Origin of the sequence: Xanthomonas sp. DAR33341, from assembly GCF_003992815.1 — a bacterium.
GTDB classification, from domain to species: domain Bacteria; phylum Pseudomonadota; class Gammaproteobacteria; order Xanthomonadales; family Xanthomonadaceae; genus Xanthomonas; species Xanthomonas cissicola.
Window position 1 is genome coordinate 1 of sequence record NZ_QEYV01000008.1, and the last position, 1,159, is coordinate 1,159.

General features: G+C 62.8%; 2 pseudogenes. Both read left to right on the forward strand.

The features are described from left to right. A pseudogene (locus tag EO156_RS00040) lies at nucleotides 1-538 on the forward strand (TonB-dependent receptor); the annotation flags it as partial. Between the two features lie 433 nt (nucleotides 539-971). Then, nucleotides 972-1,159: pseudogene (locus EO156_RS00045) on the forward strand (energy transducer TonB); the annotation flags it as partial.

The window sequence follows — 1,159 nt, forward strand, 5'->3', positions numbered from 1 at the left end:
ATCCGATATCGGCCAGACCGATGTCTCCAAGACGCAGGACTGGGATGCCGCTGCATTGATGTGGTATTCCGGCGGCTATCTGGCCAACGACCGTCGCCATCAGATCAAACTATACGGCTCGTATCAGATCGCACCGGAGTGGTTGATTGCCGGCAACATCCGCATCCTGTCGGGCACGCCGAAGTCATGCCTTGGCTATGTCAGCATCAACGGCATCAGCGAAGATTCCGACGCTGGCGATCCAATCGGTTACGGCTCGGCCCACCACATCTGCAATGGTCAGCCCTCGCGTCCGGGCGATGCCGGCCGCTTGCCGTGGACCAAGATCGTCGACCTGGGCCTGACCTATCGCCCCGCGTTCGCCGACAACAAGCTCGCCATGACGCTGCAGGCCTTCAATATCTTCAACGAGCGCAAGCCGCTGCAGGTCGATTCCACCTGGGAGGATGGCGCCTTCACCCTCTCCAACACCTATGGCATGGGCGCGTTCTTCACCCAGCCCCGCTACGCCATGTTCTCGGTGTCGTACGACTACTGACGTCTCTCCCGTCACTGTCGTTTCCCCAGCCCCGGAAGGGGCTGGGCTTTTCTTGATCGCCACTGCTCGCGTCGGTTTTGCGTGCGGGCAATGGATCGTTTTCAGCACGCGTCGTTGCAGCCAATCGACGGCGGTGGGAGCTGACCACGCACCGCAGCTACTGGTCAATGAGGTACGCGGGGCGCAAGCACGCCCACAGCCGCTCGCACCTTCCTGACGCATCGAGCGACACGGCGGCACCTCCCACGCTTCACGCAAGCGGGCATGGCGCCGATTGCCCACGCACCATTCCACCCACGATCGACCGGGCTGCTTGCAGCCGACGCTACGCGTCGCTTGTGCAGCCGTGCGCGCTGCGGTAAACCTACGCTACCGGATGGTGTAGTGCGTCCGGGCCGCGCTGGTCCTTTCCGCAGTTCCGTTTTGGAGGTGGATGATGGTTCGCACGCAATCGCAGGTTTCTTCCCGTCCCCTTGGCATCGACACATCGCGCGTCCTGGCGATGAGCACGGCCGTGGCGCTGCATCTGCTGGCCGGTGGCTTGTTGTTGATCCCGTTGTCGCACCACCAGGTCATGCAACCGCCCACGCCGAAGGAGCGCTGGCTGATGCCGATCACCGT